At 66.6% G+C, this 25,787-nt stretch carries 27 protein-coding genes; 5 read left to right on the top strand and 22 right to left on the bottom strand.

What is annotated here, in order from left to right; genetic code table 11:
• Window positions 1-81: 81 nt before the first annotated feature.
• Window positions 82-1,155, bottom strand: a complete 1,074-nt coding sequence (locus tag CQ050_RS20825) for a tetratricopeptide repeat protein (protein ID WP_105558736.1) — start codon at window positions 1,153-1,155, stop codon at window positions 82-84.
• Between the two features lie 173 nt (window positions 1,156-1,328).
• Between CQ050_RS20825 and CQ050_RS20820 the strand changes: the two genes are divergently transcribed.
• Window positions 1,329-2,123, top strand: coding sequence for a MetQ/NlpA family ABC transporter substrate-binding protein (locus tag CQ050_RS20820; protein ID WP_105558735.1), 795 nt, complete (start codon window positions 1,329-1,331; stop codon window positions 2,121-2,123).
• A 27-nt stretch (window positions 2,124-2,150) separates the two neighbouring features.
• Here the strand turns inward: CQ050_RS20820 and CQ050_RS20815 are convergent, their stop codons facing one another.
• From CQ050_RS20815 to CQ050_RS20800, 4 genes are read right to left on the bottom strand one after another with little or no spacing between them, the layout of a single operon-like run.
• Window positions 2,151-2,966: an SDR family NAD(P)-dependent oxidoreductase gene (locus tag CQ050_RS20815; RefSeq protein ID WP_105558734.1), complete on the bottom strand. Its 816-nt coding sequence runs from the start codon at window positions 2,964-2,966 to the stop codon at window positions 2,151-2,153.
• Window positions 2,963-3,754: a citryl-CoA lyase gene (locus CQ050_RS20810; RefSeq protein ID WP_105558733.1), complete on the bottom strand. Its 792-nt coding sequence runs from the start codon at window positions 3,752-3,754 to the stop codon at window positions 2,963-2,965. The genes CQ050_RS20815 and CQ050_RS20810 overlap by 4 nt, the downstream gene beginning before the upstream one ends.
• The gene (locus CQ050_RS20805) at window positions 3,751-5,289 is read right to left on the bottom strand and encodes a class I adenylate-forming enzyme family protein (protein ID WP_105558732.1); all 1,539 of its coding nucleotides are present in this window, start codon (window positions 5,287-5,289) and stop codon (window positions 3,751-3,753) included. Before CQ050_RS20805 ends, CQ050_RS20810 begins: the two co-directional genes overlap by 4 nt.
• Before the next feature lie 26 nt (window positions 5,290-5,315).
• Window positions 5,316-6,305 carry a tripartite tricarboxylate transporter substrate binding protein gene (locus CQ050_RS20800; RefSeq protein ID WP_105558731.1) on the bottom strand — a complete coding sequence of 330 codons (990 nt, stop codon included), beginning with the start codon at window positions 6,303-6,305 and terminating at the stop codon, window positions 5,316-5,318.
• Window positions 6,306-6,407: 102 nt separating this feature from the next.
• On the opposite strand from CQ050_RS20800, the gene CQ050_RS20795 reads away from it, so the two are divergent.
• The gene (locus CQ050_RS20795; RefSeq protein ID WP_105558730.1) at window positions 6,408-7,214 is read left to right on the top strand and encodes an IclR family transcriptional regulator; all 807 of its coding nucleotides are present in this window, start codon (window positions 6,408-6,410) and stop codon (window positions 7,212-7,214) included.
• Here the strand turns inward: CQ050_RS20795 and CQ050_RS20790 are convergent.
• From CQ050_RS20790 to CQ050_RS20775, 4 genes are all read right to left on the bottom strand, one after another.
• Window positions 7,162-7,707 (bottom strand): DUF934 domain-containing protein, encoded by a 546-nt coding sequence (locus CQ050_RS20790; RefSeq protein WP_105558729.1) that lies wholly within the window; start codon window positions 7,705-7,707, stop codon window positions 7,162-7,164. The genes CQ050_RS20795 and CQ050_RS20790 overlap by 53 nt on opposite strands.
• Entirely contained in the window at window positions 7,700-9,442 is a 1,743-nt protein-coding gene (locus CQ050_RS20785) for a nitrite/sulfite reductase (protein WP_105558728.1), read from the bottom strand. The genes CQ050_RS20790 and CQ050_RS20785 overlap by 8 nt, the downstream gene beginning before the upstream one ends.
• A 238-nt stretch (window positions 9,443-9,680) precedes the next feature.
• Window positions 9,681-9,872: a DUF2970 domain-containing protein gene (locus CQ050_RS20780; protein ID WP_105558727.1), complete on the bottom strand. Its 192-nt coding sequence runs from the start codon at window positions 9,870-9,872 to the stop codon at window positions 9,681-9,683.
• Between the two features lie 75 nt (window positions 9,873-9,947).
• Window positions 9,948-10,883: a LysR family transcriptional regulator gene (locus CQ050_RS20775; RefSeq protein ID WP_105558726.1), complete on the bottom strand. Its 936-nt coding sequence runs from the start codon at window positions 10,881-10,883 to the stop codon at window positions 9,948-9,950.
• Window positions 10,884-11,139: 256 nt separating this feature from the next.
• Between CQ050_RS20775 and CQ050_RS20770 the strand changes: the two genes are divergently transcribed.
• Window positions 11,140-12,477 (top strand): DUF3100 domain-containing protein, encoded by a 1,338-nt coding sequence (locus tag CQ050_RS20770; protein WP_105558725.1) that lies wholly within the window; start codon window positions 11,140-11,142, stop codon window positions 12,475-12,477.
• Window positions 12,478-12,587: 110 nt separating this feature from the next.
• Here CQ050_RS20770 and CQ050_RS20765 read toward each other — a convergent pair whose 3' ends face one another.
• The 11 genes from CQ050_RS20765 to CQ050_RS20715 form a co-directional block, all read right to left on the bottom strand.
• Window positions 12,588-13,175 (bottom strand): hypothetical protein, encoded by a 588-nt coding sequence (locus CQ050_RS20765; protein WP_105558724.1) that lies wholly within the window; start codon window positions 13,173-13,175, stop codon window positions 12,588-12,590.
• Window positions 13,176-13,431: 256 nt separating this feature from the next.
• Window positions 13,432-14,031 (bottom strand): glutathione S-transferase, encoded by a 600-nt coding sequence (locus CQ050_RS20760; protein ID WP_105558723.1) that lies wholly within the window; start codon window positions 14,029-14,031, stop codon window positions 13,432-13,434.
• 26 nt (window positions 14,032-14,057) lie between these two features.
• The gene (locus tag CQ050_RS20755) at window positions 14,058-15,764 is read right to left on the bottom strand and encodes an FAD-binding protein (protein WP_105558722.1); all 1,707 of its coding nucleotides are present in this window, start codon (window positions 15,762-15,764) and stop codon (window positions 14,058-14,060) included.
• 5 nt (window positions 15,765-15,769) lie between these two features.
• On the bottom strand, window positions 15,770-16,498 hold the full coding sequence (locus CQ050_RS20750) for an SDR family NAD(P)-dependent oxidoreductase (RefSeq protein ID WP_105558721.1): 729 nt from the start codon (window positions 16,496-16,498) through the stop codon (window positions 15,770-15,772).
• Window positions 16,499-16,507: 9 nt separating this feature from the next.
• Window positions 16,508-17,263 (bottom strand): SDR family NAD(P)-dependent oxidoreductase, encoded by a 756-nt coding sequence (locus CQ050_RS20745; protein WP_105558720.1) that lies wholly within the window; start codon window positions 17,261-17,263, stop codon window positions 16,508-16,510.
• Between the two features lie 20 nt (window positions 17,264-17,283).
• Window positions 17,284-18,003 carry an ABC transporter ATP-binding protein gene (locus CQ050_RS20740; protein WP_105558719.1) on the bottom strand — a complete coding sequence of 240 codons (720 nt, stop codon included), beginning with the start codon at window positions 18,001-18,003 and terminating at the stop codon, window positions 17,284-17,286.
• Entirely contained in the window at window positions 17,996-18,760 is a 765-nt protein-coding gene (locus CQ050_RS20735; protein ID WP_105558718.1) for an ABC transporter ATP-binding protein, read from the bottom strand. Before CQ050_RS20735 ends, CQ050_RS20740 begins: the two co-directional genes overlap by 8 nt.
• Entirely contained in the window at window positions 18,757-19,761 is a 1,005-nt protein-coding gene (locus CQ050_RS20730; protein ID WP_105558717.1) for a branched-chain amino acid ABC transporter permease, read from the bottom strand. Before CQ050_RS20730 ends, CQ050_RS20735 begins: the two co-directional genes overlap by 4 nt.
• Window positions 19,758-20,660, bottom strand: coding sequence for a branched-chain amino acid ABC transporter permease (locus CQ050_RS20725; protein WP_105558716.1), 903 nt, complete (start codon window positions 20,658-20,660; stop codon window positions 19,758-19,760). Before CQ050_RS20725 ends, CQ050_RS20730 begins: the two co-directional genes overlap by 4 nt.
• Before the next feature lie 67 nt (window positions 20,661-20,727).
• On the bottom strand, window positions 20,728-21,942 hold the full coding sequence (locus CQ050_RS20720) for an ABC transporter substrate-binding protein (RefSeq protein WP_105558715.1): 1,215 nt from the start codon (window positions 21,940-21,942) through the stop codon (window positions 20,728-20,730).
• An 81-nt stretch (window positions 21,943-22,023) separates the two neighbouring features.
• Window positions 22,024-22,818: an SDR family NAD(P)-dependent oxidoreductase gene (locus tag CQ050_RS20715; RefSeq protein WP_105558714.1), complete on the bottom strand. Its 795-nt coding sequence runs from the start codon at window positions 22,816-22,818 to the stop codon at window positions 22,024-22,026.
• 203 nt (window positions 22,819-23,021) lie between these two features.
• Between CQ050_RS20715 and CQ050_RS20710 the strand changes: the two genes are divergently transcribed.
• Window positions 23,022-23,699, top strand: a complete 678-nt coding sequence (locus CQ050_RS20710; RefSeq protein ID WP_105558713.1) for a GntR family transcriptional regulator — start codon at window positions 23,022-23,024, stop codon at window positions 23,697-23,699.
• 24 nt (window positions 23,700-23,723) lie between these two features.
• Here CQ050_RS20710 and CQ050_RS20705 read toward each other — a convergent pair whose 3' ends face one another.
• Both CQ050_RS20705 and CQ050_RS20700 read right to left on the bottom strand, forming a co-directional pair.
• Window positions 23,724-24,374 carry a carbonic anhydrase gene (locus tag CQ050_RS20705; protein ID WP_105558712.1) on the bottom strand — a complete coding sequence of 217 codons (651 nt, stop codon included), beginning with the start codon at window positions 24,372-24,374 and terminating at the stop codon, window positions 23,724-23,726.
• Between the two features lie 293 nt (window positions 24,375-24,667).
• Window positions 24,668-25,006, bottom strand: a complete 339-nt coding sequence (locus tag CQ050_RS20700; RefSeq protein WP_105558711.1) for an FxLYD domain-containing protein — start codon at window positions 25,004-25,006, stop codon at window positions 24,668-24,670.
• A 396-nt stretch (window positions 25,007-25,402) separates the two neighbouring features.
• On the opposite strand from CQ050_RS20700, the gene CQ050_RS20695 reads away from it, so the two are divergent.
• Window positions 25,403-25,735, top strand: a complete 333-nt coding sequence (locus CQ050_RS20695) for a PsiF family protein (protein ID WP_105558710.1) — start codon at window positions 25,403-25,405, stop codon at window positions 25,733-25,735.
• The last annotated feature ends 52 nt before the right edge of the window (window positions 25,736-25,787 follow it).

The following is a 25,787-nucleotide window of genomic DNA, read 5'->3' as shown; positions in this document are numbered from 1 at the left end:
CCCGCAGGATCCCCGTTGCGCTGGCCTATTGCAGCCCGCTCATTGCAGCCCGCTCATTGCCACCGGCTCATTGCCACCGGCTCACTGCACCAGCCCCAGCCCGTTCAGCGCCGCCAGGTTTTCCGGCCATTGGCGCGCGCGGGCGTTCTGCAGTTCGATGCGGGCCCAGGCCATCCAGCCTGCCCATTCGATGCGCTTGTCCCACGCTGTGCCCCATGCCTGCAAGGCCGCCAGGCCGGCGGCCGCATGCTGCTCGGCCGCGTCGAAATCCCCCGACGTCAGCGCCAGCTGCGCCAGCAGCAGCCGGGGTTCGCCCACCCACGGATTGTGCGCGACCGCGGCTTCCAGCAGATGGCGGGCGCTGTCCATTTCCGTCAGCGGATGCATGCGCGTGATGACCTGCCAGTACAGCGCGCTGGCGGCGGCTTCGTCGCGCGGGCTGAGCGTGGCACGGCACTGGTCGAACGCGGGCGGCACGGGGATGCCCGTGTCGGCGGGCATGCGCGGCAGCGGCGCCAGCAGGTGCGAGAGCATCGACAGGATGTTCGACGGCGGCTTCAACGGGCCGGGCCACAGCGACGACGCCCAGTTCGTCTTCAGGTCACGGCGCTGCTGCTGCGGATAGCCGGCGAAGATCTCGTCCTGCCAGCTGTGCCATTGTTCGCCGATGTCGGCGGCGGACACCACGATGAAGGCGGCGACCTGGCGCGGCGTCAGGGTGAAGACCTGGCCGTCGGCGCCTTCCAGCGTCATCCCGTCGTTGCCTGCGCCCTGGCCTTGCAGCACCGCCTGCACGAATTTCGTGCGCGGCATCGCGCAGAACAGGCTGACCCATTCTTCAGCTTCCGTGCCCAGCACGTCGCGCAAGGTAGAGCGCTCGCGTTCGCGGTCGAACAGCGTCAGGTCCACGTATTCATTGCCGTAGACGCTGTGGAACAGGCCCAGCAGGCGCACTTCGCGCGGCTGGTCCCATAGCGTCAGCGTGCGGTACACGCCCAGCAGGTGATGCTTGAAGGTGCCGGCCTTGTGCCAGTCTTCGCCGGCGCTGCGCGCGAACAGCAGGTCAAGCAACGCGGGCAGGTCCGCATCGACGGCGGCATAGTGATCGGCAAGCAGGGCGCGGGCCTGCGGGTGGAGGTCGTTGGACGTGGGCATGGCGTTGGCGTGATGAATGAATGCAGCCGCTATTGTGTCCGCATGGCGCGGGCTTGTCATGGCCGTGCGCCTTATATGGTTTTGGGCATATCAATATGAATATTCATGGCTTCCGGTTTTGAAGCGCCGTCACTAGAATCGCGGGTCATTCTTTCTTTCCGTAGAGCCCCACCATGCGCCTTCGCCATTCCCTGGCCGTTCTTGCCTCGTTGATCAGTATTGCCGCCGGCCCGGCCATGGCGCAGGACGCCGAACTGAAGGTGGGCGTGACCGTCGGTCCGCATGCGCAGATCGGCGAAGTGGTGCAGCAGGTGGCGGCCAAAGACGGCCTGAAAGTAAAGCTGATCGAGTTCAGCGACTTTATCCAGCCGAACGCGGCGCTGGACGCCAAGGAGCTGGACCTGAACATCTACCAGCACAAGCCTTTCCTGGATTCGCAGAACAAGGCGCGCGGCTACAAGCTGGTGCCGGTGGCGACCGCCGTGGTGCAGCAGATGGGCATCTATTCCAAGCGCGTGAAGTCGCTGGATGCGCTGCCGCAGGGCGGCAAGGTGGCGATTCCGAACGACCCGACCAACGGCGCCCGCGCGTTGCTGGTGTTGCAGGCCGCCAAGCTGATCAAGTTGAAGGACGGCGTGACGGTGACGGCGTCGCTGTTCGACGTGGTCGAAAATCCCAAGAACCTGAAGTTCATCGAAATCGAAGCGGCGCAGTTGCCACATTCGCTGTCCGACGTGGACGCGGCCGCCGTGAATTCGGCCTACGCCATCCCGGCCGGCCTGTCGCCCGCCAAGGATGCGCTGGCGCTGGAAAGCAAGGACGCGCCGTTCGCGGCGGTGGTGATCGCCGCGCGCGAAGACAACAAGAACGATCCGCGCATCGCGCGGTTCATCAAGGCGTACCAATCCGATGAAGTGAAGGCGTTCGTGGCCAAGCAGTTCCCCGGCGCCTACTCCACCTCCTGGTAAGCGGCGCCGCGCCTGGCGGCGGGGCCGTCAGGCGTATTTGCCCGTCAATCCGCCGTCCACGAGCAGTTCCGTGCCGGTGATATAGGACGCCTCGTCCGAGGCCAGGAACGCCACCGCTTTCGCGATCTCCCAGGGGGTGCCCATCCGGCCCATCGGCACCTGCTTGTCGCGCGCGGCCAGGGCCGCCTGAAGGTTGTCCGGGTCGAACATCCGCGCCACGTTTTTCGCCACGCGAGGCGTATCGATCAAGCCCGGGATGACGGTGTTCACGCGGATGCCGTCGGCGGCGTATTGCTGGGCCGCCATGCGCGCGAAGTGAATCACGGCGGCCTTGCTGACGCTGTAGGCCAAGTGCGGGTAACCGGTGTACCGGATGCCCGCGATGGACGACACCGTGACGATCGCGCCGCCGCCTTGCGCGCGCATCAAGGGCGCCAGCAGGCGCGTGGCGATGAGCAGGCTGGTCACGTTCACTTGCTGGATGCGGTCCCAGTCTTCCAGCGAGATCTCTTCCGGTCCGCCCACTTTGCCGATGCCGGCGTTGGCTTGCAGGATGTCGATGCGCCCGTAGCGGCGCAGCGCGGCATCCACCGCGGCCTGCATCGCGTCGGGATCGGCCACGTCCGCCTGCACCGGCAAGGCGCTGCCGCCCGCCTGCTCCACTTCATGCGCGGCGTCTTCCGCGGCGGCCAGATGGGCGTCAAGCGCCACGATGGCCGCGCCTTGCCGCGCCAGGGTCACGCAACTGGCTTTGCCGATGCTCCAGCCGGTGGCCGACGCGCCGGCTCCGGCCACCAGGGCGATCTTGCCCGCCAGGCGCGTGTCGGCGGCGGCGGCCGTCATGCGGAGTCCCCGCCGTCTTGTTGATGGGTCTTGCCCTTGCCCACGTACGGGATGGCGTGGTCGATGGTTTCCCAGATATAGCGGCCCGACGGGCTCTGCTGTTCTTCCGCCACGTGCGACACCAGCCCGGCCGCGCGCGAGATCACGGCGAATCCGCGCATCAGGTCGGTCGGCACGCCGATCTCGCTAAGCAGCGCTGCCACTGCGCCCGTGGCGTTGATGGTGATGTGTTTGCCATAGGTCTCGTCCACGGCCGCGGCCAGCAGACGCAGGGCCTTCACCGATGCGCCGTCCAGGTCCGGCTCGGCCTCGGCCAGCGCCAGCAGCTTGATCGAACGCGGGTCGTCGGGCTTGTGCAGGTGGTGCCCGAAGCCGGGCAACGCGCGGCGCTGTTCGCGGAATTCACGCGCGATGGCCAGCGCTTCCGTCCGGCCATCCGCCGCCTGCTTGATGCGGTCCAGCAGCCGCGAGCAGTTCTCCATGGTGCCGACGAACTGGCTGCCCACCGCCATCAGGCCCGAGGCCACCGCGCCTTGCAGGTTTTCCGGCGCGCTCATGTAGATCAGGCGCGTGGCGATGGCGCTGGGCGTCATGCCGTGCTCCATCAGCGTCACCAGCACGGCGTCGACGATGCGCATGTCCACCGGGCGCGCGTCGCGGCCCAGGATTTGCATGATCATGACTTCGGTAAAGGTCTTCTTGCCGATCAGGTCTTCGACCAGGTCGACGTCGCGGTACGACATCCCGGTCAGGTGATGGGCGCAAAGGCGGGTTTCGGGCGTGTTCATGGCGTCTCCTTTTGCGCGGCGTCGCGCACGGCGTTTTTCAGGACCTTGCCGACGCTGGAGCGTGGCAGGCTGTCATGGATATGGAATTGCTTGGGCGTGGCCACCGGGCCCAGCAAGGCGCGCACGTGGGCCTTGAGCGCATCGGCGTCCGCCTGCGCGCCGGGGTGGAACTGCACGGCGGCGTGGACGGCTTCGCCCCACTTGTCGTCCGGCAGCCCGAAGACCGAGCATTCATACACGGCGGGGTGCGAGGACAGCGCGTTCTCGACATCCACGGGATAGACGTTGAAACCGCCGGTGATGATGACGTCGCGCAGGCGGTCCTTCAGGAACAGGTAGCCGCGCGCGTCGATCAGGCCGGTGTCGCCGGTATGCAGCCAGCCGTCGACCAGGGTTTCGGCGGTCTTTTCCGGCAGGCGCCAATAACCCGTCATCGTCAGGTCGCCCTGCACCACGACTTCGCCGATCTCGCCGCGCGGCAGTAGCGCGCCGTCGGGGCCCATGATGGCCACGTCCGACAGCCAGGTCGCGCGGCCGACAGAGGCGCGGTTCTGCGGTGCCTCCAGGTCGGCGGGGCGCAGCACGGTGGCGATCTGGGGCGCCTCGGTCTGCCCGTAGGTGGTGCCCAGTACGGGGCCGAAGAAGTCGCGTGCGCGATCGATCTTTTCGGGTGGCATGGGCGCGCCGCCGTAGATCAGGTTGCGCAGGGCGGGAAAGTCCGCGCGCGACACGCCGTCCTGCGCCATGATCATGTAGATCAGCGTGGGCGGCATGAAGCTCAAGGTGCCGCCGCGCTCGCGAAATGCTGCCGTGATGGTCGCGGGGGTGACGGTGTCCAGCAGCAGGTGCGCGCCGCCGCAGGCCAGCACGGGCAAGAGATAGGTGCCCGTGCCGTGGGTGATGGGGGCCGACACCACGTAGCGGTCGTCGCGGGTCAGCGCCCAGCTGGCGATCTGGTTGATGATGCCGGCGTTCCAGGCGCGGTAGGGCTGCATCACGCCCTTGGGCAGGCCCGTGGTGCCGCCCGTGAATTTGATGGCTTGCGTGGCGTCGCGGGACAGCGCGTGGCGCACCGGCTCCTGGCCGGCGTATTCCCGCAGCAACGCGTCCAGGCGCAGGCCGCCGCCGTCTTCGCTGCCGCCACGCGGCGGGCTTGCCTGGCCGGCTTCCAGGTTGATCCGGGCGCTGTTCGACGGCGGCGCCAAGGGCTCGCCGGCGTGGTCGACGATGACGATGGAAGGTTCGGTGGCATCCAGGATGCGGCCGATCTCGCGCGCGGTGCTGCGATAGTTGAGCGGCACCCAGACCTTGCCGCTGGCCAACACGGCCAGCAGCGCCAGGATATGCCGCGCCGAGTTGCCGGCGCAGATGGCGACCCGGCTCTGCGGCTCGGGATCCAGGCGCTGTAGCGCGGCCGCCAACGCCCGTGTGTCGGCCGCCAGTTGCGCATAGGTGACGGCGCCTTCGGGGCCGTCCAGCGCGACGCGTTCGGGATACTGCTCGGCCGCGCGGAAAAAGAAATCGATCGGGTACACCTGTGCTCCTTGGGTATTGGCGGGCCTTAGTTGGCCTTGAGGTCGGCGCGTTTGACGACGGCGCCCCATTTGCCGATTTCGCTATCGATCTTTTTCGCGAAGGTCTCGGGCGTATTGGGCTGGGCGGGCGCATAGAAGCCGGACTGTTGATAGGAGGCCTGCAGCGCGGGGCTGGCCAGCGCCTGGTTCAGCGCTTCGTTCAGGCGCGCGATGACAGGCGCGGGCGTGCCGGCGGGCGCGACCAGGCCAAACCACGATTCCACGTCGAAGCCGGGCAAGCCGGATTCGGCCAGCGTGGGCACGTCGGGCGTGGACGGCAGCCGCTGGGGCGACGTGACGCCGATGGCGCGCAGCTTGCCGGCCTGCACGTGGGGCAGCGACGATGGCAGGTTGTCGAACATGGAATCCACCTGGCCGCCCAGCAGGTCGGCCACGGCGGGGCCGCTGCCGCGGTACGGCACATGCAGGATGTCGGCGCCCGTTTCCATCTTGAACAGTTCGCACGACAGGTGGATGGACGAGCCGCTGCCAGACGACGCGCACGTCAGCTTGCCGGGGTGCTGCTTGGCGTAGGCGATGTATTCCTGCACGGTCTTGACCGGCACCTTGGGGTTGACGACCAGGATGTTGGGGATGGTCGCCACCAGGCCGATGGGCTTGAAATCCTTGATGAAGTCGTAGTTCAGCTGGCTGTACAACGTGCGGTTGATCGTGTTGGCGATGGACCCCATGTACAGCGTGTAGCCGTCGGGCGTGGCGCGTGACACGATTTCCGCCCCGATGTTGCTGTTGGCGCCGGTCTTGTTTTCGACCACGAACGTCTGGCCCAGCGCTTCCGACAGCGACTTGGCCATCAGGCGGGCGACGATGTCGGTGGCGCCGCCTGCGGCGTAGCCCACGACAAGGGTCACGGGCCGTTCGGGATACGGCTTGGCCGCAAGGGCAGGGGCGCCGAGGGTCAGCGCGCCGCCCAGGGCCGTCGCCAGGGCCGCCAGCCGTCTGGTAAGTGTCTTCATTGTTGTCTCCGTCCTGTTTGTCTAATATTTGGACAGATCTTTGTCTGCCCGATTTCATATTGGGCTTTGATAGGGCGGTCATCAACGCAACGTGTCCAAAATATGAACAAGCCGGATCTGGAAGCATCGGGACCCGTCGTGCTGCGCCGCGGCTTGCGGGTGTTGGGCGTATTGCGCCAGGCGGGGGCTGCGGGCCTGCACGTGGTGGACATTGCGCGGGCGGCGGGCATGCAGCGGTCCACCGCCTATCGCTACCTGGATGTGCTGGTGGAGGAGGGATATGCGCTGCGCGAATCCGAGGCGCCGCGTTGGCGCATCGCGGAACTGGGCGTGATGATGGCGGGCGATCCGCACGCGCAGGCGGTGCGCGGGCTGCGCCCGGTGCTGCGCCAGATCAGCGATGTGACCGGCGATTCCGCGTTCCTCATCTGCCGGGCGGCGAACGATTCGTTATGCCTGCACCGCGAAGTGGGCAACTACCCGGTGCAGGTGCTGGCGGTGACGGTCGGGCACCGTCAACCCCTGGGCGTGGGGGCGGCGGGGCTGGCGCTGCTGGCGGCGTTGCCGCCGGCCGAAGCCGATGAGGTCGTGGCGCAAAACGAGCAGGCGCTGCGCGCCTACGGCGGCATGACCGGCGTGCAGATGCGGCGGTTGGTCGAGAACACGCGGGATCGGGGCTGGTCGGTGGTGGGCAACGCCGCGGTGCCGGGTGTGCTGGGCGTGGGCGTGGCGTTGTGCGACGCGGGCGGCTACCCGCGCCTGGCGGTCAGCGTGTCCAGCCTGATCGACCGGATGCAGGCGCCGCGCCAGCGCAGCATCGCGGAATTGATCCGCGGCCAGCTGGCGCAGGACGAGGTCAGGCGGCTGCCGGGGGCGGCGCCCGGTACGTCTTCTGGTAGTGCACGGTGAAGGTGTTGAACGCGTCCAGCGCCTTCTTCGGGTCGTGCCCGGCCTTGACCAGGAAGCTGTTGAAGCCCACGCGCGCCTGGTAGTGGATGGTGTCGATCATCACGTCGCCCACCGCGCGCAGTTCGCCCGTCCATTGGTACTGGGTGCGCAGCAGTTGGGCCAGCGAATAGCCTCGGCCGTCGGTGTAGTTGGGGAAGTCCACCGCGATGAAGGCGATGCCGGCGGGGTCCAGCGTGCCGTCGGGCTCGGCCAGTTCGCGCAGGTCGGCATCGGGTTCCAGTCGCACGGCGACGGGGTGCCGATGGCGGCGCAAGGTCGCGCGGGAGGCTTTCCAGACAGAAAGGGGCACGATCCAACCGGGTTCGTCGCTGGGCACCTGGCCTTCGGCGGCGACTTCCGGTTCGGGAACGAACGGCCGCGCCGTGTCGGCTTGCAGGCGGCCGTCAAGGATCAGGTGCGGGCCGGGAGCGTCGTGGGCGTACAGGTCAGGCATGGGCGGGCTCGGCGCTTTGTGCGGGTTTGGCGAAGGCGGGATCGGCGTATACGTCCTGCTTGAAGGGGTCGATGCCGACGCGGTCCACCACGTCGATGAAGCGTTCGATTTCGCTGTCGCGCAGGCCCAGATAGGTGCGGATCAGGCGGTCGACCACGCCGGGCACCTGGTCGCGGGCGAACGACGGGCCGATGATGCGGCCCACGGCGGCACCGCCGCCGCGCGTGGATTCCAGGTCGGGCAGGGGCTTGGCGGCGCCGTTCTGGCGGCCCCCCAGCGTGACCTGATACCACTCTTCGCCCGCCTTATCGACGCCCAGGATGCCGATGTGCCCCACATGGTGGTGGCCACAGGAATTGATGCAACCCGAGATGTTCAAGTCCAGTTCGCCGATCTCGAACAGGTAATCCAGGTCGTCGAATTGGCGCTGGATGGCTTCGGCGACAGGGATGGAAACCGCATTGGCCAGGGCGCAGAAGTCCCCGCCCGGACAGGCGATGATGTTGGTCAACAGGCCGATGTTGGGCGTGGCCAGGTTCAGCGCTTCCAGCTTCTGCCAAAGCTCGTGCAACTGCGCGCGGCGCACGTCGGCCAAGATCAGGTTCTGCTCGTGCGAGACGCGCAGTTCGCCGAAGCCATAGGCGTCGGCCAGGTCGGCCACGGCGTCCATCTGGTCGGCGGTGATGTCGCCGGGCGGCACGCCGGTGGGCTTGAGCGAAACGGTGACGGCGGCGTAGCCCGCGACTTTGTGCGCGTGCACGTTGGTGCGCAGCCAGCGCGCAAAGCGCTTGTCGTCGGCGGCAAGCGCGTCGGTGTTGTCGGCGTCGGTGGCGGCGGCAGCGTCGTATTGCGGCCAGACGAAGCGGGCCTTGATGCTGTCGACGAATTCCTGGGTGATGGTGTCGGGGCCGCCCTTGATGAGCTGCCATTGTTCATCGACCTGCTTTGCGTAGACCTCGGGCGTCAGGTCCTTGACCAGGATCTTGATGCGCGCTTTGTACTTGTTGTCGCGGCGGCCGTGCAGGTTGTAGACCCGCAACGCGGCCTGCATGTAGGTCAGCAGGTCTTGCCATTCGACGAAGGGGTTGATCAGTTTGCCGACGATGGGCGTGCGGCCCATGCCACCGCCCACCCAGACGCGGAAGCCCAGCTTGCCGTCGCGTTCAACGGCTTGCAGGCCGATGTCGTGCACGCCGACCGCCGCGCGGTCTTGCACGGCGCCGCTGACGGCGATCTTGAACTTGCGTGGCAGGAAGGCGAATTCCGGGTGCAGCGTGGACCACTGGCGAATGATCTCGCACCAGACGAGCGGGTCGACGAGTTCGTCCGGCGCGACACCGGCGAAGTGGTCGGTCGTGGTGTTGCGGATGCAGTTGCCGCTGGTCTGGATGGCGTGCATCTGGACGGTGGCGAGTTCCGCCAGGATGTCCGGCACGTCTTCCAGGCGGGGCCAGTTGAACTGGATGTTCTGGCGGGTGCTGAAGTGGCCATAGCCGCGGTCCCACTTGCGCGCGATGTGCGCCAGGGTACGCAGTTGGCGCGACGCCAGCATGCCGTAGGGGATGGCCACGCGCAGCATGGGCGCGTGGCGTTGGATGTACAGGCCGTTCTGCAGGCGCAGAACGCGGAATTCATCTTCGGTAAGCTGGCCGTCGAGGAAGCGGCGCGTCTGATCGGCGAACTGCGCCACACGCTGCTCGACAAGCTGCTGGTCGACGGGGTCATACACGTACATGTCTACTGCCCTTGAAGTCTTCTCGGTCTGAGTCCCTTCACGCCCGGCGCCGTGCGGCGGGAAAAGGGGATTCATAACCGTAACAGGCAGCAGACATCAGCGTCTAAGTCATTCTCGTAATATGGAAATAAGGCCCCCACGCTGCGCACGCTTCGCGCGCTTGCTGCCCCCCGAGGGGGCGCTTCCCCCTTGGGGCGGCCCGGCGGGGGAAGGGGCCCCCACGCTGAGTCTGGGGCGCTTACAGCGCCGCATTCACGGCCCAACGCGCCACGAAGACCAGGATAACCACCAGGCACGCGGCCAATAGCAGCCCGGTGGCGATCAGGGGGCCGGGTTTGTTGTGGGCGATGTCGGCCTGATAGCCGCGGCCGCGGCGGACGCCGAAAAAACCCCAGAGCACGGAGCGGACCGTGCGCAGGAAACTAAGCATATGCGCCTCCTGGCGGATAAAGGGGAGTGGGCACTGTAGGCCGTGCCGCCCTTCGCAGACAGAGGCAGATCCGCGTCAACCGACCATATCAGACGAGGGCGCCCCGGGCGCGCCGATGCCCCGGACGATATGGTCCAGCAATTCGCGGGCGGCGGGCGAGATATGACGCCCCGCGCGGCTCAGCACATGCAGGCTGCCCTGGTTCAGGATCGGGTTGGCCAACGGCAGGCTGGCCAGCCGCTGCGCCCGCATGTCCGCGGTGACGGCGATGGGGGGCGTCAGCGCATAGCCGATGCCGGCCGCGGCGAATTGCCATAGCGCCTTGAACGAAGACGTCGTGAGCACATTGCGCAATCGCACCTGCTCGCTGATCTCGGCGGCCTGTATATGTTGGCGCACGCCAAACCCCTCCTGCATGGACGCACCCGGATGGTCGGCCAGATCGGTCAGCAGCAGGGGGCGGTTCAGCCGGGTCAGCGGATGGTCCTGGCGCACGATGGCGCGAATGGGTTCGGGGCGCGAGTAATGGGTGCGCAGGCGGGCATCATTGGGCGGTTGGAACACCAACCCTATATAGGCGCGGTCGTCCACGATGCGCTGCACGATCTCGGAGGTGCGGGCCACGTCGATATCCAGCGTGACCTCGGGGTGGCTGCGCCAGTAGCCGGGCAGCACGCGGTCGAACATCAGTTCAACGAAGCCTTCGCCCAACACCAGGTCGATATGGCCCCGTTCGGCCTTGCGCAGGCTGTCGATCTCGGAAAAGAAGCTCTCCTGGATGTTCTGCTGGCGTTTCACGTAGCGGGCCAGGATATGGCCGGCGTCGGTGGGCACCACGCCGCGCCCGCGGCGCTCGAACAGCGCCATGCCGCAGTCGCGTTCCAGCGCGGCGATGGCGCGGCTGACGGCTGACGGGTCCATGTCCAGCACTTCGGCGGCGCCGCGCACCGATCCGCGGCTCATGACCTGCATGAAATAGTGGGTGCGGCGGGCGTCGAGTTTTTCATCCATGGCGGGGCTCTTCAAAGCGGAGTGCGGCGGGATATCCACAGCGTCGACCTGGGGTTTACCCGTAAAATATCGGATACCTTGCAAAATTTTCCCAGGAAAAGGCTGTCCGTTGCATTTTACGCAACGCTAATGCGCAGGTGGTGTCATGGTTGCCCGCAAGGCCGCCGGGCGAAAATCGCGCCTGCTGCCCGCGCCGCCGTCGTCATGCGCCGGCGCGCCGCTACGAAAACTTATTCACGTTCATCAGGGGAATTCGATGTCTCACGCCAGCGTCAGCCTGGCCGCGCCCTCCATGCCGCTATCCGCCCGCATTCGCATGCTGGCCGCCATTTTGCTGGTGGTCGGTATTTCCGAAGCGATCGGCAGCGTCACCTTCGCGGTGGGCCCGGGCAAGATCGTTCTGCAACCGATGCTTTGGGCGATCTTCATCGGCGCCATCGTGGCCGCGTTCGGCCAGCGCCTGCCGGCAGGTTCGGGCATCGACAAGGCCATGCAGACCCGCATCAGCGGCTATCTGCAATACGCCCTGCTGCCGTTCCTGGCGAAGCTGGGCCTGATGGTCGGTGGATCGCTGCCGCAGGTGCGCGAAGCCGGTTGGGCCCTGGTGTTCCAGGAATTCGGCCACTTCTTCGGCACGATGGTCATCGGCTTGCCGCTGGCCCTGCTGCTGGGCATCAAGCGCGAAGCCATCGGCGCTACCTTCTCGGTGGGCCGCGAGCCCAGCCTGGCCATCATCGGCGAACGCTACGGCATGAATTCGCCGGAAGGCCGCGGCGTGATGGCCGAGTACATCACGGGCACGGTGATCGGCGCGCTGTTCGTCGCGCTGATGGCCGGCTTCATCACCAGCCTGAACATCTTTGATCCGCGTTCGCTCGCCATGGGCGCCGGCGTGGGCTCGGGCAGCATGATGGCGGCCGGCGTGGGCGCCATCGCCTCGCAGCAGACGCCGGAAATGGCGCATCAAGTGGCCGCGCTGGCCGCTGCCGCCAACTTGCTGACGACCGTGGTCGGCGTGTACTTCACGCTGTTCATCTCGCTGCCCACGACCATCTTCCTGTACGGCAAGCTGGAACCCGTGCTGGGCCGCTTCGCGCGCGGCAAGGCCTCGGAAGCCAAGGTCGACGACAGCGTGTCCGAAGACGTGCCGGCGCATGGCGCAAAAATGGGCTTCGGTGACCGCCTGACCGCCTATATGGTTTGCGGCCTGTTCGCGCTGGTGGGCAACCGCCTGGGCTACAACGTGCCGTTCATGGACGCGCTGCCCGGCATGGGCATCATTATCCTGCTGGTGGTCCTGACCGACCTGATCCTGCGCGTGGTGCCCAAGCTGCCGGCCGTTGCCGTGTTGTCGCTGATCGCCATGACGGCGGGCTGCCCCGGCGTGCTGCCGTACTCGGACCAGATCATCGCTGCCGTCGGCAAGGTGAACTTCCTGCCGTTCACCACCGTCATCCTGGCCATGGCCGGTCTGTCGATCCTGAAAGATCTGCCTGCGTTCCGCAAGCTGGGCTGGAAGATCGTGGTTGTGTCCCTGGCCGCCAACGCCGGCACGTTCATGGGCGCGACGATGATCGCGGAATTCTTCCACTGATCGTGCGGGCCTGAACGTCGGCCGACAAAAAAAGAGCCGCCTGGAAACAGGCGGCTTTTTCTTTTGGGGCGCCGCGCCGCGATGGCGGGCGCGGTGGGCGGCAAGGGTGGTCAGCGCGTGTCGGGTGCGAAGCCGGACCGGTAGCGGGCGTTGTCGGTGACGTTCTCGGTGGCGCCGATGTTGGCCACGGCGGGCACGGCGGCGCTGGCGGCCTTCATGGCCACGGCGGCTTGCCATTCCTGCACCTGCGGATTGCCCATCGCGACCCGGTACGGTTGCAGCGGCGTCAGGCCTTCGATGGTGCCCAGGTCGTTGGCGCTGCCGGCGCGTTGCGCCAGCGGATCCGGCTGTGCCGAGAAATCGTCGACGGCGCGACGCATGCGCGCATCGGCGTACTGGTCGCGCAAGGCGTCCACGTGAGTGTGCGGTGCAGGCGGCAGGCGCGGCGCATCGGCGCCCACATGGGCATTCCGGGCGAAGACGCCGAAGGCTGCGGGCGGGTCGGCGTCGCGCAGGCGGGCGACGCGCTGGGCTTCCCAGGCCGTGGCGGCCTGCGCGGCGCGCTGGGCCTGGCGGGCAGCGGCGTTTTGCGCCACCCGTTCGGCTTCCCACGCGGGGCGGGTATCGTCCAGCATCGGGATGCGCGCCGGGTAGGGCGCGGCAACGCGAGGAATGGCGGAGATCGCAGCGACGTTCATGCGGGGCTCCCTGTCGTGGTGGGCCAGAAGTTTGGTCTGTCCAGCGGGTGACAAGTTCACTGTAACAGGACGGGAAGGCCGAAAAAAGCCCCCACGCTTCGCCCGCTGCGCGAGCTTGCTGCCCCCAAGGCAAAAAAAGCCCCAGGCCGAAGCCTGGGGCCGAGCGGCGGCGTCCCGGGGGGCGGCGCCGTACCAGGCGGGCGGCGGGACGGGACTCCGGCGGGATTTCCCGGCCATGCCGCCAGCCCAAAACCGGTCAGGGCTTGGTGGCCTGCATGGACGGGCGTTGGCTGAAGGCTTCGTACCAGGCGGCGGTGGCGGGGTGGCCGTCGCGCCAGTTCAGGTCGGGGAAGCGGAAGTCCAGGTAGCCCAGCGCGCAGCCGATGGTGATGACGCCGATGTCCAGCCGGCCTTGCAGCGACGCGGCGTGTTTTTCGATCAGGGCCAGGCCGTCGCGGACCTTGCTCAACTGGCCGTCGATCCAGCCGTCCCAGCGCAGCGCTTCGGGGCGCAGCGCGGTTTCATAGCGCGCCAGCAAGGCGGCGCCCATCATGCCGTCGGCCATCGATTGCTGAGTCAACACCTGCCAGCGGGTGCCGTCGGCGGGAAATAGCGCGCCGCCGCCCAGTGCGTTCAGGTATTCGCAGATCACGCGGCTGTCGAAGATCGACTGGTCGTCGTCGGTGATGAAGGTTGGCACCTGGCCCAGCGGATTGCTGGGAATGATCGTCTGGTCACGGGCAACAGGGCCAGCGGCGCTGGGCAGCTTTTCGATGCGGTCGGCCAGTCCAAGTTCATGCGCGACGACCATGCATTTACGGACGAACGGCGAAGCAGGCGAGTGGAAGATCTTCATGGGGGGTCCTTGGCGGTAGAGAGGCGTCAGTGTTGTGCATGGGCCAGGTGTTGTCCAGCCACCCAGCCGAACGTCAGGGCGGGGCCCAGCGTGATGCCGGGGGCGGGATAGGCGCCGCCCATTACGGAGTGCATGTCGTTGCCGGCCACATACAGGCCGGGGATGGGCGCGCCCGTGGCGTCCACGGCCTGGGCGTTGGCGTTCGCCGCGATGCCGCAGGCGGTGCCGATGTCGCCGGCGTAGACCTTGACGGCGTAGCAGGGGCCGGCGGCAAGCGGCGCCAGGCAAGGGTTGGGCTGATGGTCTGGGTCGCCCAGATAGCGGTTGTAGGCGGTGCCGCCTTTGCCGAAATCCGGGTCCTGGCCTTGCGCGGCATAGGTGTTGTAGCGCGCGACGGTGGCTTCCAGCGCGTCGGCCGGCACGCCGATCTTCGTGGCCAATGCAGCCAGCGTCGGCGCCTGGATCAGATAGCCGGCGTCGATCAGGTGCTGGCGGGGGCGGCCGCCCGGCAACGCCAGGCCCAGCCCCCAGGTATCGATGAACCGCTGGTCGCAGATAAGAAACGCCGGGATGCTGGGCACGGTCTCGTTGCTGCGTTGCATGCCCTGCACGAACTCGTGATACGACGTGGATTCGTTCACGAAGCGCTTGCCCGCGCTGTTCACGGCAATCAGGCCGGGCTTGGCGCGGTCCCACACCAGATGCGGATAATGCAGGCGCTTGCCATCGGCGGATTCCAGGATGGATATCGGCGCCCAGAACGCGGGGCTGGCGTAGCCGGCGCCCAGGGCGGCGCCCGCCTGCTCCGACAGCCGGATGCCGTCGCCGGTGTTGTCGCGTGGGGACATGGACCAGTCGCCGCTGGGTTGCGGATAGGTGCGGGCGCGGCGCTCGCGGTCCCAGGGAAAGCCGCCGGTCGCCATCACCACGCCCCGCCGCGCGCGGACGTTCAAGGTTTTTCCGTCCCGCTTGACCGATGCGCCCAGCACGCGGCCCGCGGCGTCGCGGTGCAGGACATGCACAGGCGCGTCCAGCCAGTATTCGACCCCACGCGTGATCACGCCATGGAACAGTTGCGCGGCCAATGCGTTGCCCAGCAGCAGCCGGGTGCCACGATGGTAGCCGCGCACGCGGTCCGCCACGAAGCGCAGCACCAGCTTCATGCTGTGGCGCCAGGAGGCCATGGAACGCGTGGCGCGAAGCAAGTGGCGCACATCGGTGATGTTGACCATCATGCCGCCCAGCACGGTGAATTCCTTCAACGGGTCGCGCAACGTGCGGAAGTGGCGGCCCAGTTTGCGGCCGTCGAATTCCACCGGGTCCAGCGACCGGCCGCCCAGCGCCGCGCCCGGCAGATCAGGATAGTAGTCGGGCGACGCGGTGCGCGCGGCTACGTCCAGGAAGCCGCGCGACACCAGGTAGTCCATCATGCGCGGGCCGGCGTCCAGATACGCGCGCTTCATGTCGTCGGACGCCGCGGCGCCGACGGTCTGCGCAAGATAGGTCCAGACCTTGTCGAAGTTGTCGGGGTGGCCGGCGGCGTCGGTCTGGGCGTTCAACGGTATCCAGAGCGCGCCGCCGGAAATCGCCGTCGAACCGCCAATGCGGTGGGTCTTCTCGACCAGCAAAACGTCCAGCCCTTCCGCGTGCGCGGTCAGCGCCGCCGCCATGCCGCCTGCACCGGAGCCGACCACCAGCGCGTCGACTTCCTTGTCCCACTTGATGCTGTCCATGCTGCTTATGCTCCCGACCCGCCCAGCGATTTGCCGCCATCAACGAAGAGGACCTGGCCCGTAATGAAATCCATGTGCGGCGCGGCCAGGAAGGACACGGCATTGGCGATGTCTTGCGGTTGGCCCGCGCGGCCGGTCGGCTGCAACGCCAGTTGCGCGGCCAGGCGTTCCGGCGTCAGGTTGCGCAAGAGCGGCGTGTCGATAAGCCCCGGGGCGATGGCGTTGACGAGTATCCCGCGCCCGGCCAGCTCCATCGCGGCGGCGCGGGTGTAGCCGACCAGCGCGGCCTTCGAGGCCACGTAGTGCGGATGGTTCTTCGCGCCCAGATAGGCGCGCGATGCGATGTTGACGACCTTGGCGCCCGCCGCCATGGTGCGCGCGGCTTCCTGCGTCAGCGTTGCCACCGCCAGCAGGTTGACGTCGAAGGCTCGGCGGTAATCGTCCGAATCGACTTCGAAGAACTTGCGCTCGTCGAATAGGCCGGCGTTGTTGACCAACGCGGCCAAGGGCGGAAGCGAGCGGACCAGCGCGCGCGTGGCGGCTTCGTCGGTCAGGTCCACCACGCGGTGCGTAACCGTCAGCCCCAGTGCTTGCAGCGCTTTGGATTCCTGTTCCGCCAGCGCACCGTTGCGGTCTGCCATCACGACGCTGAAGCCGTCGCGCGCCAGGCGCTCGACGATTGCCAGGCCCATGCCGCTGGCGCCTCCCGTGACCAATGCCGTACCCAGATCCATGATGTCTCCTTATACGGCCAGGTAGCCGCCGTCCACGGGCAGCACCACGCCGTTCACATAGCTGGCCATGTCCGAGGCCAGGAACAGCACGGGGCCGACGATTTCGTCCGCGCGACCGACGCGCGCCAGCGGGGCGCGGTTCATGTACCAATCGGTGCCGTGGGCTTGCGCGCGCTGGCCCGCCGTCATCTCGGTCTCCATCAGGCCGGGCGCCACCGCGTTCACGCGCACGCCATGGGGGCCGAGGTCGCGGGCCAGCACTTCGGTGAACGAGCGCACGCCGCCCTTGGACACCACGTAGCCCGCGGTCGAGATGCCGCAGCCGTAGGCCACGATGGAGCACAGGTTGACGATGACGCCGCGCGTGGCCTTGAGCTGCTCGACAAATGCATGGGTGACGTTGAACGTGCCTTGCAGGTTGACCTGCATGACGCGGTCCCAGATGGCGGGCGTTTGCGGGTCGTCAAACCGCGCGCGCGCCGAGATCCCGGCGTTGTTGACCAGGATGTCCAGATTGCCGTGGCGCGCCGCGCAGTGGGCCGCGAAAGCGCGGACGGCGTCGGCGTCGGTCACGTCCAGCACGGCGTCCGAGGCCCGGCCGCCCGCCTCGCGGATCGCCTGGGCGGTGCCTGCGGCCAGCGCCGCGTCGATATCCGCCACGATGACCGCCGCGCCCTGCCGGGCGAAGCCCTGCGCGATGGTGGCGCCCAGGCCGCGCCCGGCGCCTGTGACGAGAACCCGCTTGTCTTGCATCATCGATGTCATGGTCTGTCCTTCGCGGCGCGTCAGGCGCCCAGATAGGCGCGCTGCACGCCTTCGTCGCTGGCGAGCCGGGCGGATTCGCCTTCCAGGGCGATCTCGCCGTTTTCCAGGATGTAGGCGTAGCTGGACACCGACAGCGCCAGCTTCACGTTCTGTTCCACCAGCAGGATGGTGATGCCCTGTTCGCGGTTCAGCCGCAGCACGATGTCGAAAATCTGCTCGACCACCAGGGGCGAAAGACCCATTGATGGCTCGTCCAGCAAAATCATGCGCGGCCGCGCCATCATGGCGCGGCCCGTGGCCAGCATCTGCTGTTCGCCGCCGGACAGCGTCGCGGCCTTTTGCTCGAACCGTTCCCGCAGGCGCGGGAAGGTGTCGCAGACCATGTCCAGGTCCTGCTTCACCGCTGTGCGATCGCGGCGCAGGTAGGCGCCCATTTCCAGGTTCTCGCGCACGCTCATGTCGCGGAAGATTTCGCGGCCTTCGGGCACCTGCACGATGCCGCGGCCCACCACGGCGTCGGCCGCCAGGCGGTGGATGGCCTCGCCCGCAAAGCGCACGCTGCCCGCCGTAGGCGCGACCAGGCGCGAGACCACGTTGAGCGTGGTGGATTTGCCTGCGCCATTGGCGCCCAGCAGCGCAACGATGGCGCCTTGCGGCACTTTCAGCGACACGTCCTGCAGCGCGCGGATATTGCCGTAGGCGGCCGAGACCGCGTCGATTTCCAAAAGAATGTCAGCCACCTGCGGCTCCCTTGCCCAGATAGGCTTCGATCACGCGGGCGTTGCTGCGCACCTCCGCGGGCGTGCCTTCCGCGATTTTCTCGCCGAAGGACATGACGGTGATGCGGTCGGAAATCGACATCACCAACTGCATCACGTGTTCCACCAGCAGCACCGTGATGCCGTCGCGTTCGCACAGTTCGGTCAGCAGGCGGTCCAGCGTTTCGATCTCGCGGTTGCGCAGGCCTGCGGCCGGCTCGTCCAGCAGCAGCAGCTTGGGCGAGATTGCCAGCGCGCGGGCCAGCTCCAGCATCTTCTGGCGGCCGAAGTCCAGGCTGCACGCCGGCGTGTCCATGAAGTCCGAAAGGCCCACGCGTTCCAGCAGGTGCTCGACGCGCTCGCGCGATTCGGCCGCCGCCGGGCGCAGCAGCTTGCCTGCGCGGTTGGCGCCATGGGCATAGGTGCCCAGCAGCGCGTTTTCACGCACGCTCAACGCGCCGAACAATTCCAGGTTCTGGAACGTGCGGGCGACGCCCAGCGCGGCCATTTCGTGCGGCTTCTTTTTGGTGATGTCCGCGCCATTGAACCGGATGCTGCCGCTGCTGGGGCGGTAGTAGCGCGAAATGCAATTGAAGGTGGTGGATTTGCCGGCGCCATTGGGCCCGATCAACGCGTGGATGCGCCCGCGCTCCACCTGCATGGACAGGCCGTTGATGGCGGTCAGACCGCCAAACTTCACGGTCAGGCCTTGCACGTCCAGATAGGGGTGTTCGCTCATGCCGCGCTCCTTTGGGCGCTCTTGGCGGCGCCTGCGCCAGAACGCGCGGCGGCGGGCAGCGGCGCCGCCGGGGGCGGTGCGCGGCGGCGCGCGTCACGGCCGGCGAACAGGCCTTTGGGCGCGAACATCATGAAGCCCATCAGGATGACTCCGTAAATGATTTCCTGGAACGACAGCGCCTGGCGCAGCAGTTCCGAGATCAACCCGAACGCCAGCGCGCCCGCGATGGCCCCGCGTACCGAACCGATGCCGCCCACCACTACCATCGTGAGGATCAGGATGGTGGTCTGGAAGCCCAGGCTTTCCGGATGGATGAACGACGCGAAGGTGGTGTACATGCCGCCCGCGATGCCGGCGTAGGCCGCCGACAGCGTGAAGGCGGTGCGCTTGATGGCGTTGACGTTCACCCCCATCGCCTGCGCGGCCACATCGCTTTCCCGTACCGCGCGGAAGGCGGATCCCAGCTGCGAGCGCGACAGGGCGATGGTGGCCCACAGCAAGAGCGCGGCGATCAGTACGACGAAGGGATAAGCCTTCAGGTCCGACACCAGTTCGTAGCCGAACAGCGTGGCCGGAGATATCCGGAAACCGTTCGATCCATTGGTGACCGACTGCCAGTTCAAGAACAACCACTGCATGGCTTCGCCGAACGCAAAGGTCGACAGCGCCAGATAGATGTCGCGCATGCGCAGCGCCAGCGCGCCGATCAGATAGCCCAGCGCCGCGGCCAGCATGCCCCCCGCGATGATCGAGATGAAGAACGGCGGATGCCACAGATTGTTGATGAGGCCGGCGGTGTAGATGCCCACGCCGTAGAACGCGGCATGCGACAGCGCGAACTGCCCGGTTTCGCCGATGACCAGATGCAGGCCCAACGCCAGCACGACGAACACCATCAACAGGTTGACGACGTAGATGACATAGCCGCTGGCCACGAAGGGCAGGGCGGCAAGCGCCACGGCCATCAGCGCCAGCAAGGTGCGATCGATCTTGTTGCTCATACTTTCTTCACCTGCAATTTGCCGCCCAGCAAACCTTGCGGACGCAGCAGCAGCACGACCATGATGGCCACGAACGGGGCGACCACGATGGCATTGGTCGAAATGAACAGCCCCACCAGGTTTTCGGCCACGCCGATCACGAAGCCGCCCACCACCGCGCCGGGCAGGCTGGTGATGCCGCCCACGATGGCGGCCGCGTAGGCCAGGATGGCGATGTGGCCGATGTCCGGGGTGATGAGAATCTTGGGCGTGATCAGCAGCGCGGCCACGGCCGAGATCAGTCCCGACAGCGCCCACACCATCATGCGGATGCGCGTCAGGTTCACGCCCGTCAGCCGCGCGGCCTTGGGGTTCATGCCGACGGCGCGCATGGCACGGCCGACGCGGGTGTAGGTGAACATCGCGAACAGCAGCAGCATGACGCCCACCGCCACGGCGAAGATCACCATGTCCAGCTGCGTCAGCACGGCGTCGCCGATGATGACGGCATCGGTCGGGGCCAGCGGCGGCAGCGAGCGCGGTGTGTCGCCCAGCCCGGTCTGCCGCACCAGCCCCTTCAGGGCATAGGCAAGCCCCAGCGTGGCGATGACCATCTGCACGCCCACGCCTTTCGAGGCAATAACGCGTTCCATCACGACACGCTGGAAAAGGCCCGACACAATGGCGACGGCGGCCAGCGTCACGGGGATGACGGCCAGGTACGGCCAGCCCATCACCAGCGTCAGGAACAGGGCGATGTAGCCGCCCACCATGAAGATTTCGCCCTGGGCGAAATTGGGCACGTCGGTGGTCTTGAAAATGATGACGACGGCGACGGCCAGCAGCGCGTACACGCTGCCCGTCACCAGTCCTGACAGCACCCCTTGCTGCAGGAACAACCAGAAATCGGCAAAGCTCATGATGTTCTCCGGCGGCCCGCGCGGTGCTGCGCCACGGCGCGGGCTCGGTCTGTGACAGGCCGCAGGCCTACTTCTGGTATTGCCAGACGCTCTTGAATGCGCCGGGAACAAGCGTCATGGCGGTGCCGTCGAACTTGATGTAGATGGCGGATTCCTGCGCGGCGCGGTCGGTCGGGCCGAACTCGATGGGGCCGGCCATGACGCCCGAGTCGAACTTCATCGTTTCCAACGCCTGCAAGACCTTCTCGCGCGTGGGCTGCGGGCCGGCGGCCTTCAGCGCATTCACCACCGCCATCGCGGGCGGCAGGCCATAGGGCATGTAGGTCTGCGGATGGCCGGGCTTGGCGGCCAGGTCCGGGTAGGACTGCTTGTACATGTCGTACACCCAGGTCAGCTTGGGGCCGCCGGGCACGTCGGACAGCACGTCCTGGATGTAGACGTTCTTGAAGGCGTCCTTGTTGCCCACGTTCTCCACCAGCTGCTTCAGGTCGGCGGTGCCATTCACGGCCAGCACGATGGGCTTGTTCCAGCCCAGTTCTTGGGCCTTCTTGATGATCAGCGCGGCGGGACGAGCATAGGTGGTCAGCAGCAGCACGTCCGGGTTGCCGGCGCGTATCTTCAGCATGGGCGCCGTGACGTCGGTGATATTGGGATTGACCGATTGCACCTGCAGGCCCAGGTCGCCCAGCTGCTTGGCCTGGGCTTGCGCCGCCTCCAGGTTCCAGCCGCCGTAGGCGTCGTCGTGGTTGATGTAGCCGATCTTCTTGGCCTTCAGCTGTTCGGACGCGAACTGCACCATGGAGCCGCCCACGGCGTGCTGCGAAATCGAGAAGGCGCCATAGATGTACTTGGACGGCGGATACAGCGCGCCGTCGCCCGAGGCGTTCAGCATGACCAGCGGCACTTTCTCGCGTTCGATGTACTCGCGCGAGGCGACCACGGCCGCCGAGCACGAGCCGCCGTTCAGCAGGAATACCTTGTCCTGCTCGTTCAGCTTCTTCACGGCGGCGACCAGGTCGTTGGCGTTGCAGCGGTCGTCCTCGATGACGAGTTCAATCTGGCGGCCATGCACGCCGCCTTCCTTGTTGACCTTGGCGTACCACATCTTGGCGGCGTTCAGCACGTCGAAACCATAGGCCATGCCGCTGCCGGACAATGGCGCGAACAGGCCGATCTTGATGGTTTTGTCTGTAATGCCCGGCTCTTGCTGCGCTTGCGCGCCTGTCGAGAAGGCCCACGCGCAAAGCGCCGCGGCGGCCGCGTAGCGACTACGTTGATTCATGTCTTGTCTCCCGTTTTTTTTGAAATACGCGCCTGTGTGTGCGGCGCTTTGCTGCATAGGCCGGCGTGCCGCCGGATTGCCTTACTGCATGCGGTAGCCGCCGTTCACGTCGATGACGCTGCCGGTGATGTAGCCGGCTTCTTCAGATGCCAGGAAGCGCACCGCGGCGGCCACGTCGTCCACCGTGCCGATGCGGCCCAGCGGGATGGCCTGCGCGGCCGCGGCAAGCGCGCCGCTACTGGTGACCGTGCTGCGCAGCATGTCGGTGTCGATCAGGCCCGGCGCGATGCCGTTGACGGTGACGCCCAGGTGCGCGGATTCGCGCGCCATGGCTTTGGTCAGGCCCAGCACGGCCGACTTGGCGGCGATGTACGACGCGCTGGAGCGGTAGCCGCCAAGCTGAGCGGCGACGGACGTGAAGGTGACGATGCGGCCATGCGCCAGCGGCGTGGCTTCGCGGCGGCGCAGATAGGCGCGGCCGCACAGGAACACGCCGCGTGCGTTGACGGCGAAGCTGCGTTCCCAGATGTCCAGCGTGGTGTCCTTGATCAAGGGGCGTTCGCCGTCGGGCTGGAACAGCAGCAATCCGGCGGCGCTAACCAGCACGGCGATCGGGCCGTGCCGGGCTTCGATGGCATCGAACGCGCCTTCGACCGCGGCTTCGTCGCTGACGTCGAACGCGTGGGCCGCATGCGGCGCGCCCAGTTCATCGGCCACGCGTCTGGCACGCGCGGCATCCACATCCGACACCACGACGCGGAATCCCGCGCGCGCCAATTCCTGGCAGATGGTGGCGCCGATGCCGCCGCCGCCGCCGGTTACCAGCGCAAGACGGGAAGCCGCGCCAGGTGCCGCGGGCGTGGATACATTGGACATGCTGTCTCCTGATTGGCGTGCCGTCTGCCTGGGCAGGCTTGGCCGCTGATTTGAATTTTTTGCGATTATGTATACATGGATGGATCGCAGGTATAGGGGCTTACCCGCATCACCCTTTGATTTGGGACATAGACACTAGGGAAAGCACGGAGGTAGGGGCGTGATCTATTCCCGCATGTATTCCTCATGTATACAATGTGGGCATGGACACGCTATCTCAACACGTTACCGATACGCTGCGGGACTGGGTGCTGCACGGCCAATTCAGCCCGGGCGCCCGTCTGGAAGAAATTCCGCTGGCCGAGAAACTGGGGGTGTCGCGCACGCCGGTGCGCGCGGCGCTGGCCACCTTGGGCAACGAAGGCTTGCTGGAGCATCTGCCCAAGCGCGGCTATACGGTGCGCGCCTATGACATCGGCGAGATCGTGGCGGCCTATGAAGTGCGCGCCGCGCTGGAAGGGCTGGCCTGCCGGCAGGCGGCCTTGCGCGGGCTGACCAACGATGCGGTGGCCGTACTGAAAAACTGCCTGGACGAGGGCGATCGGATCCTGGCGAAAGGGGTGCTGCTGGCCGAAGATCACTTGCCGTACCAGAAGGTGAACATCACCTTGCACAACGGCATCCTGGAAGCGGCGGGCAACCCGTGGGTCAAGCGCTTCGCCACGCAGGCGCAGGCCATTCCCTATGCGTCGGATCGCATCATCCTGTGGGAAGACCACGGGATCATCCTGCGTTCGCACGATGACCACCACCGGATCGTCAGCGCGATCATCGCGCGCGACGGGGCCCGCGCCGAAGACCTGATGCGCGAACACGTGTACTACGCGGGGATCATCCTGAAGAACAACTACGAGCGGCTGGCGCAGGCTTATCGTGTGTAAGCGCCGCGCCGGCCGCGGCGGCGTTTAGCCGTTGGTGCCGGTTTCCAGGCAGGGCTCGAATTCACCGGTTTCCGGGTTGCGCAGGAACAGCACGCCGGTGGCCACCCCGAAGTAGGTGCCATGCAGTTCCAGGTCGCCCTTTTCCACGCGGCGGCGGATGGACGGGAACGTCATCAGGTTGTTCAGGCTGTGTTCGACCACGGCCAGTTCCAGGCGCTTGAGCTTGGTCTGGCGGTCGCCGGTGCCGGGGCCCAGGCGTTCGGCCACGGGCTCGATCTGCGACATCCACTTGCCGATGAAGTCACCCTTGGACAGGGGCTTGGCGTCGTCGAAGAACGACCGGATGCCACCGCAAGAGGCGTGGCCCAGCACGACAATGTGCTTGACGTTCAGCCCGTTGACCGCGAACTCGATCGCGGCGCTGGTGCCGTGATAAGACGATTCAGAGTCGGGCTCACAGGGCGGCACCAGGTTGGCCACGTTGCGGACCACGAACATCTCGCCGGGCCCGGCGTCGAAGATCACTTCAGGGGAGACGCGGGAATCGCAGCAGCCGATCAACAGGATTTCGGGGCTTTGGCCCAGTTCGGCCAGTTTCTGATAGCGGCTGCTTTCCGAATGGAAACGGCCGTCCAGGAACGATTGATAGCCTTCGGTGAGTCTTTTTGGGAACATGATCTTCGCTTCCTAGTAACAAGGCCAGGCCTGCTGGCACGCCGACAGACGCAATAAGGGGCTTCGTGTGGAAGCCCCTGTTATCGAGTCGACAAGCCGGATTTTCCCATACTTGTCCCCACAGACACCTGTCTAAACCCTGATTTCAGAAGGGTTTTTTTCTTCGCATGAAGGCAGAGCGAGCGGGTAGCGTGGGGGCCACAGTCACCCCCGCCGCCGGGCCGCCCCAAGGCGGGGGAGCCCCCTCGGGGGGCAGAGAGCGCGCGCAGCGCGCGAAGCGTGGGGGCCCCCCCCTATTGGGCGCGTACGTCCAACACCGTGACTCGGGTGAATTGCAGTGGCGTGATCGCTTTCACCAAGCGGATCTGGCCCGGCGCCATGGGGCCGATGACGTCGTCGTTGACCCGTCCGACTTCGCGTCCTTGCGCGTCATACAACACGAACGTCAGCACGGCGCTGGAAATGGGCCGGCCTGATTGGTTGGCGAGCGATCCCGTAATGGTCGACAGGTTCATGTTCGTGTCGCGCACCGCCTGCACGTTGCCCAGGGTGACGCCGTAAGCCAGGCTTTGGGCGCCGGCGGCGCCGGACAGGCCGGCAAGCAAGACGACAGAGGCAAGGGCGAGTTTCATGGAAGGTCTCCTGGGACGCTGGCGTCGGGGCGCCTGCTTGTCCGCGCCGCCGTCTTCGCCGCCCGCGTATCGCGCGGACAGCTGTATCTCACACCTTTCCGCCACCGTGCACAACGGGTCAAAAGGATGAATGGGTAACAGGTTGCGCGGCTTGTTCCCATATTCGACAGGGGATGGCACAAATGCATCGGAATGTCTCCGGCTTGCGCCTTTCGGCTGTCGAAAAGCTGAATGCCCGGCGCCCGATTTCCTGGCTTTTCTTAACCTTTCCGCGCTTGCGCAGCCTGGCGGTTTGTTCGATGATGGCCGGGCCGGCAACTGGCCGGCAGATCGTGCCGTTCGCTGTCATGCGCGACCCTGCGCCAGGCGGACGCTTAACGCCCAAGGGAGAAACTCATGCTTTCCCGTACTAGCCAGCTGGCCTCGGCCATTGTGTTGTCCGCATGTTTTTTCGGGGCGTATGCGCAGACCCCCGCCGCGCCCGCGCCTGCCAAGACGCCCACGCCGCAACAGCAGCGCATGGCGGACTGCAACAAGTCGGCCACCGGTAAGACGGGCGACGACCGCAAGACCTACATGAGCAGCTGCCTGAAAGGCGAAGCGCCCGCGCCCGCCAAGCAACTGACGCCGCAGCAGCAAAAGATGAAGGACTGCAACGCCACCGCTGGCGAACAGAAACTCACCGGCGATAAGCGCAAGGCCTTCATGAGCACGTGCTTGAAGGGCTGACCGGCGGTCCGTTCTGTCGGCACCAAAAAAAAAGCGCCAGACGCGAAGTCTG

The sequence above is a fragment of the Achromobacter sp. MYb9 genome (genome assembly GCF_002975275.1).
Lineage (GTDB): Bacteria > Pseudomonadota > Gammaproteobacteria > Burkholderiales > Burkholderiaceae_B > Achromobacter.
The sequence above is the reverse complement of the archived record's forward strand: the minus strand, read 5'-3'. Positions and strand labels throughout refer to the sequence as shown.

What these genes read in the sequence shown, in the direction of transcription:
- CQ050_RS20825 (WP_105558736.1), bottom strand. Translation starts at nt 1,155, where the DNA reads ATGCCCACGTCCAACGACCTCCACCCGCAGGCCCGCGCCCTGCTTGCC.
- CQ050_RS20820 (WP_105558735.1), top strand. Translation starts at nt 1,329, where the DNA reads ATGCGCCTTCGCCATTCCCTGGCCGTTCTTGCCTCGTTGATCAGTATT.
- CQ050_RS20815 (WP_105558734.1), bottom strand. Translation starts at nt 2,966, where the DNA reads ATGACGGCCGCCGCCGCCGACACGCGCCTGGCGGGCAAGATCGCCCTG.
- CQ050_RS20810 (WP_105558733.1), bottom strand. Translation starts at nt 3,754, where the DNA reads ATGAACACGCCCGAAACCCGCCTTTGCGCCCATCACCTGACCGGGATG.
- CQ050_RS20800 (WP_105558731.1), bottom strand. Translation starts at nt 6,305, where the DNA reads ATGAAGACACTTACCAGACGGCTGGCGGCCCTGGCGACGGCCCTGGGC.
- CQ050_RS20795 (WP_105558730.1), top strand. Translation starts at nt 6,408, where the DNA reads ATGAACAAGCCGGATCTGGAAGCATCGGGACCCGTCGTGCTGCGCCGC.
- CQ050_RS20790 (WP_105558729.1), bottom strand. Translation starts at nt 7,707, where the DNA reads ATGCCTGACCTGTACGCCCACGACGCTCCCGGCCCGCACCTGATCCTT.
- CQ050_RS20785 (WP_105558728.1), bottom strand. Translation starts at nt 9,442, where the DNA reads ATGTACGTGTATGACCCCGTCGACCAGCAGCTTGTCGAGCAGCGTGTG.
- CQ050_RS20780 (WP_105558727.1), bottom strand. Translation starts at nt 9,872, where the DNA reads ATGCTTAGTTTCCTGCGCACGGTCCGCTCCGTGCTCTGGGGTTTTTTC.
- CQ050_RS20775 (WP_105558726.1), bottom strand. Translation starts at nt 10,883, where the DNA reads ATGGATGAAAAACTCGACGCCCGCCGCACCCACTATTTCATGCAGGTC.
- CQ050_RS20770 (WP_105558725.1), top strand. Translation starts at nt 11,140, where the DNA reads ATGTCTCACGCCAGCGTCAGCCTGGCCGCGCCCTCCATGCCGCTATCC.
- CQ050_RS20765 (WP_105558724.1), bottom strand. Translation starts at nt 13,175, where the DNA reads ATGAACGTCGCTGCGATCTCCGCCATTCCTCGCGTTGCCGCGCCCTAC.
- CQ050_RS20760 (WP_105558723.1), bottom strand. Translation starts at nt 14,031, where the DNA reads ATGAAGATCTTCCACTCGCCTGCTTCGCCGTTCGTCCGTAAATGCATG.
- CQ050_RS20755 (WP_105558722.1), bottom strand. Translation starts at nt 15,764, where the DNA reads ATGGACAGCATCAAGTGGGACAAGGAAGTCGACGCGCTGGTGGTCGGC.
- CQ050_RS20750 (WP_105558721.1), bottom strand. Translation starts at nt 16,498, where the DNA reads ATGGATCTGGGTACGGCATTGGTCACGGGAGGCGCCAGCGGCATGGGC.
- CQ050_RS20745 (WP_105558720.1), bottom strand. Translation starts at nt 17,263, where the DNA reads ATGACATCGATGATGCAAGACAAGCGGGTTCTCGTCACAGGCGCCGGG.
- CQ050_RS20735 (WP_105558718.1), bottom strand. Translation starts at nt 18,760, where the DNA reads ATGAGCGAACACCCCTATCTGGACGTGCAAGGCCTGACCGTGAAGTTT.
- CQ050_RS20730 (WP_105558717.1), bottom strand. Translation starts at nt 19,761, where the DNA reads ATGAGCAACAAGATCGATCGCACCTTGCTGGCGCTGATGGCCGTGGCG.
- CQ050_RS20725 (WP_105558716.1), bottom strand. Translation starts at nt 20,660, where the DNA reads ATGAGCTTTGCCGATTTCTGGTTGTTCCTGCAGCAAGGGGTGCTGTCA.
- CQ050_RS20720 (WP_105558715.1), bottom strand. Translation starts at nt 21,942, where the DNA reads ATGAATCAACGTAGTCGCTACGCGGCCGCCGCGGCGCTTTGCGCGTGG.
- CQ050_RS20715 (WP_105558714.1), bottom strand. Translation starts at nt 22,818, where the DNA reads ATGTCCAATGTATCCACGCCCGCGGCACCTGGCGCGGCTTCCCGTCTT.
- CQ050_RS20710 (WP_105558713.1), top strand. Translation starts at nt 23,022, where the DNA reads ATGGACACGCTATCTCAACACGTTACCGATACGCTGCGGGACTGGGTG.
- CQ050_RS20705 (WP_105558712.1), bottom strand. Translation starts at nt 24,374, where the DNA reads ATGTTCCCAAAAAGACTCACCGAAGGCTATCAATCGTTCCTGGACGGC.
- CQ050_RS20700 (WP_105558711.1), bottom strand. Translation starts at nt 25,006, where the DNA reads ATGAAACTCGCCCTTGCCTCTGTCGTCTTGCTTGCCGGCCTGTCCGGC.
- CQ050_RS20695 (WP_105558710.1), top strand. Translation starts at nt 25,403, where the DNA reads ATGCTTTCCCGTACTAGCCAGCTGGCCTCGGCCATTGTGTTGTCCGCA.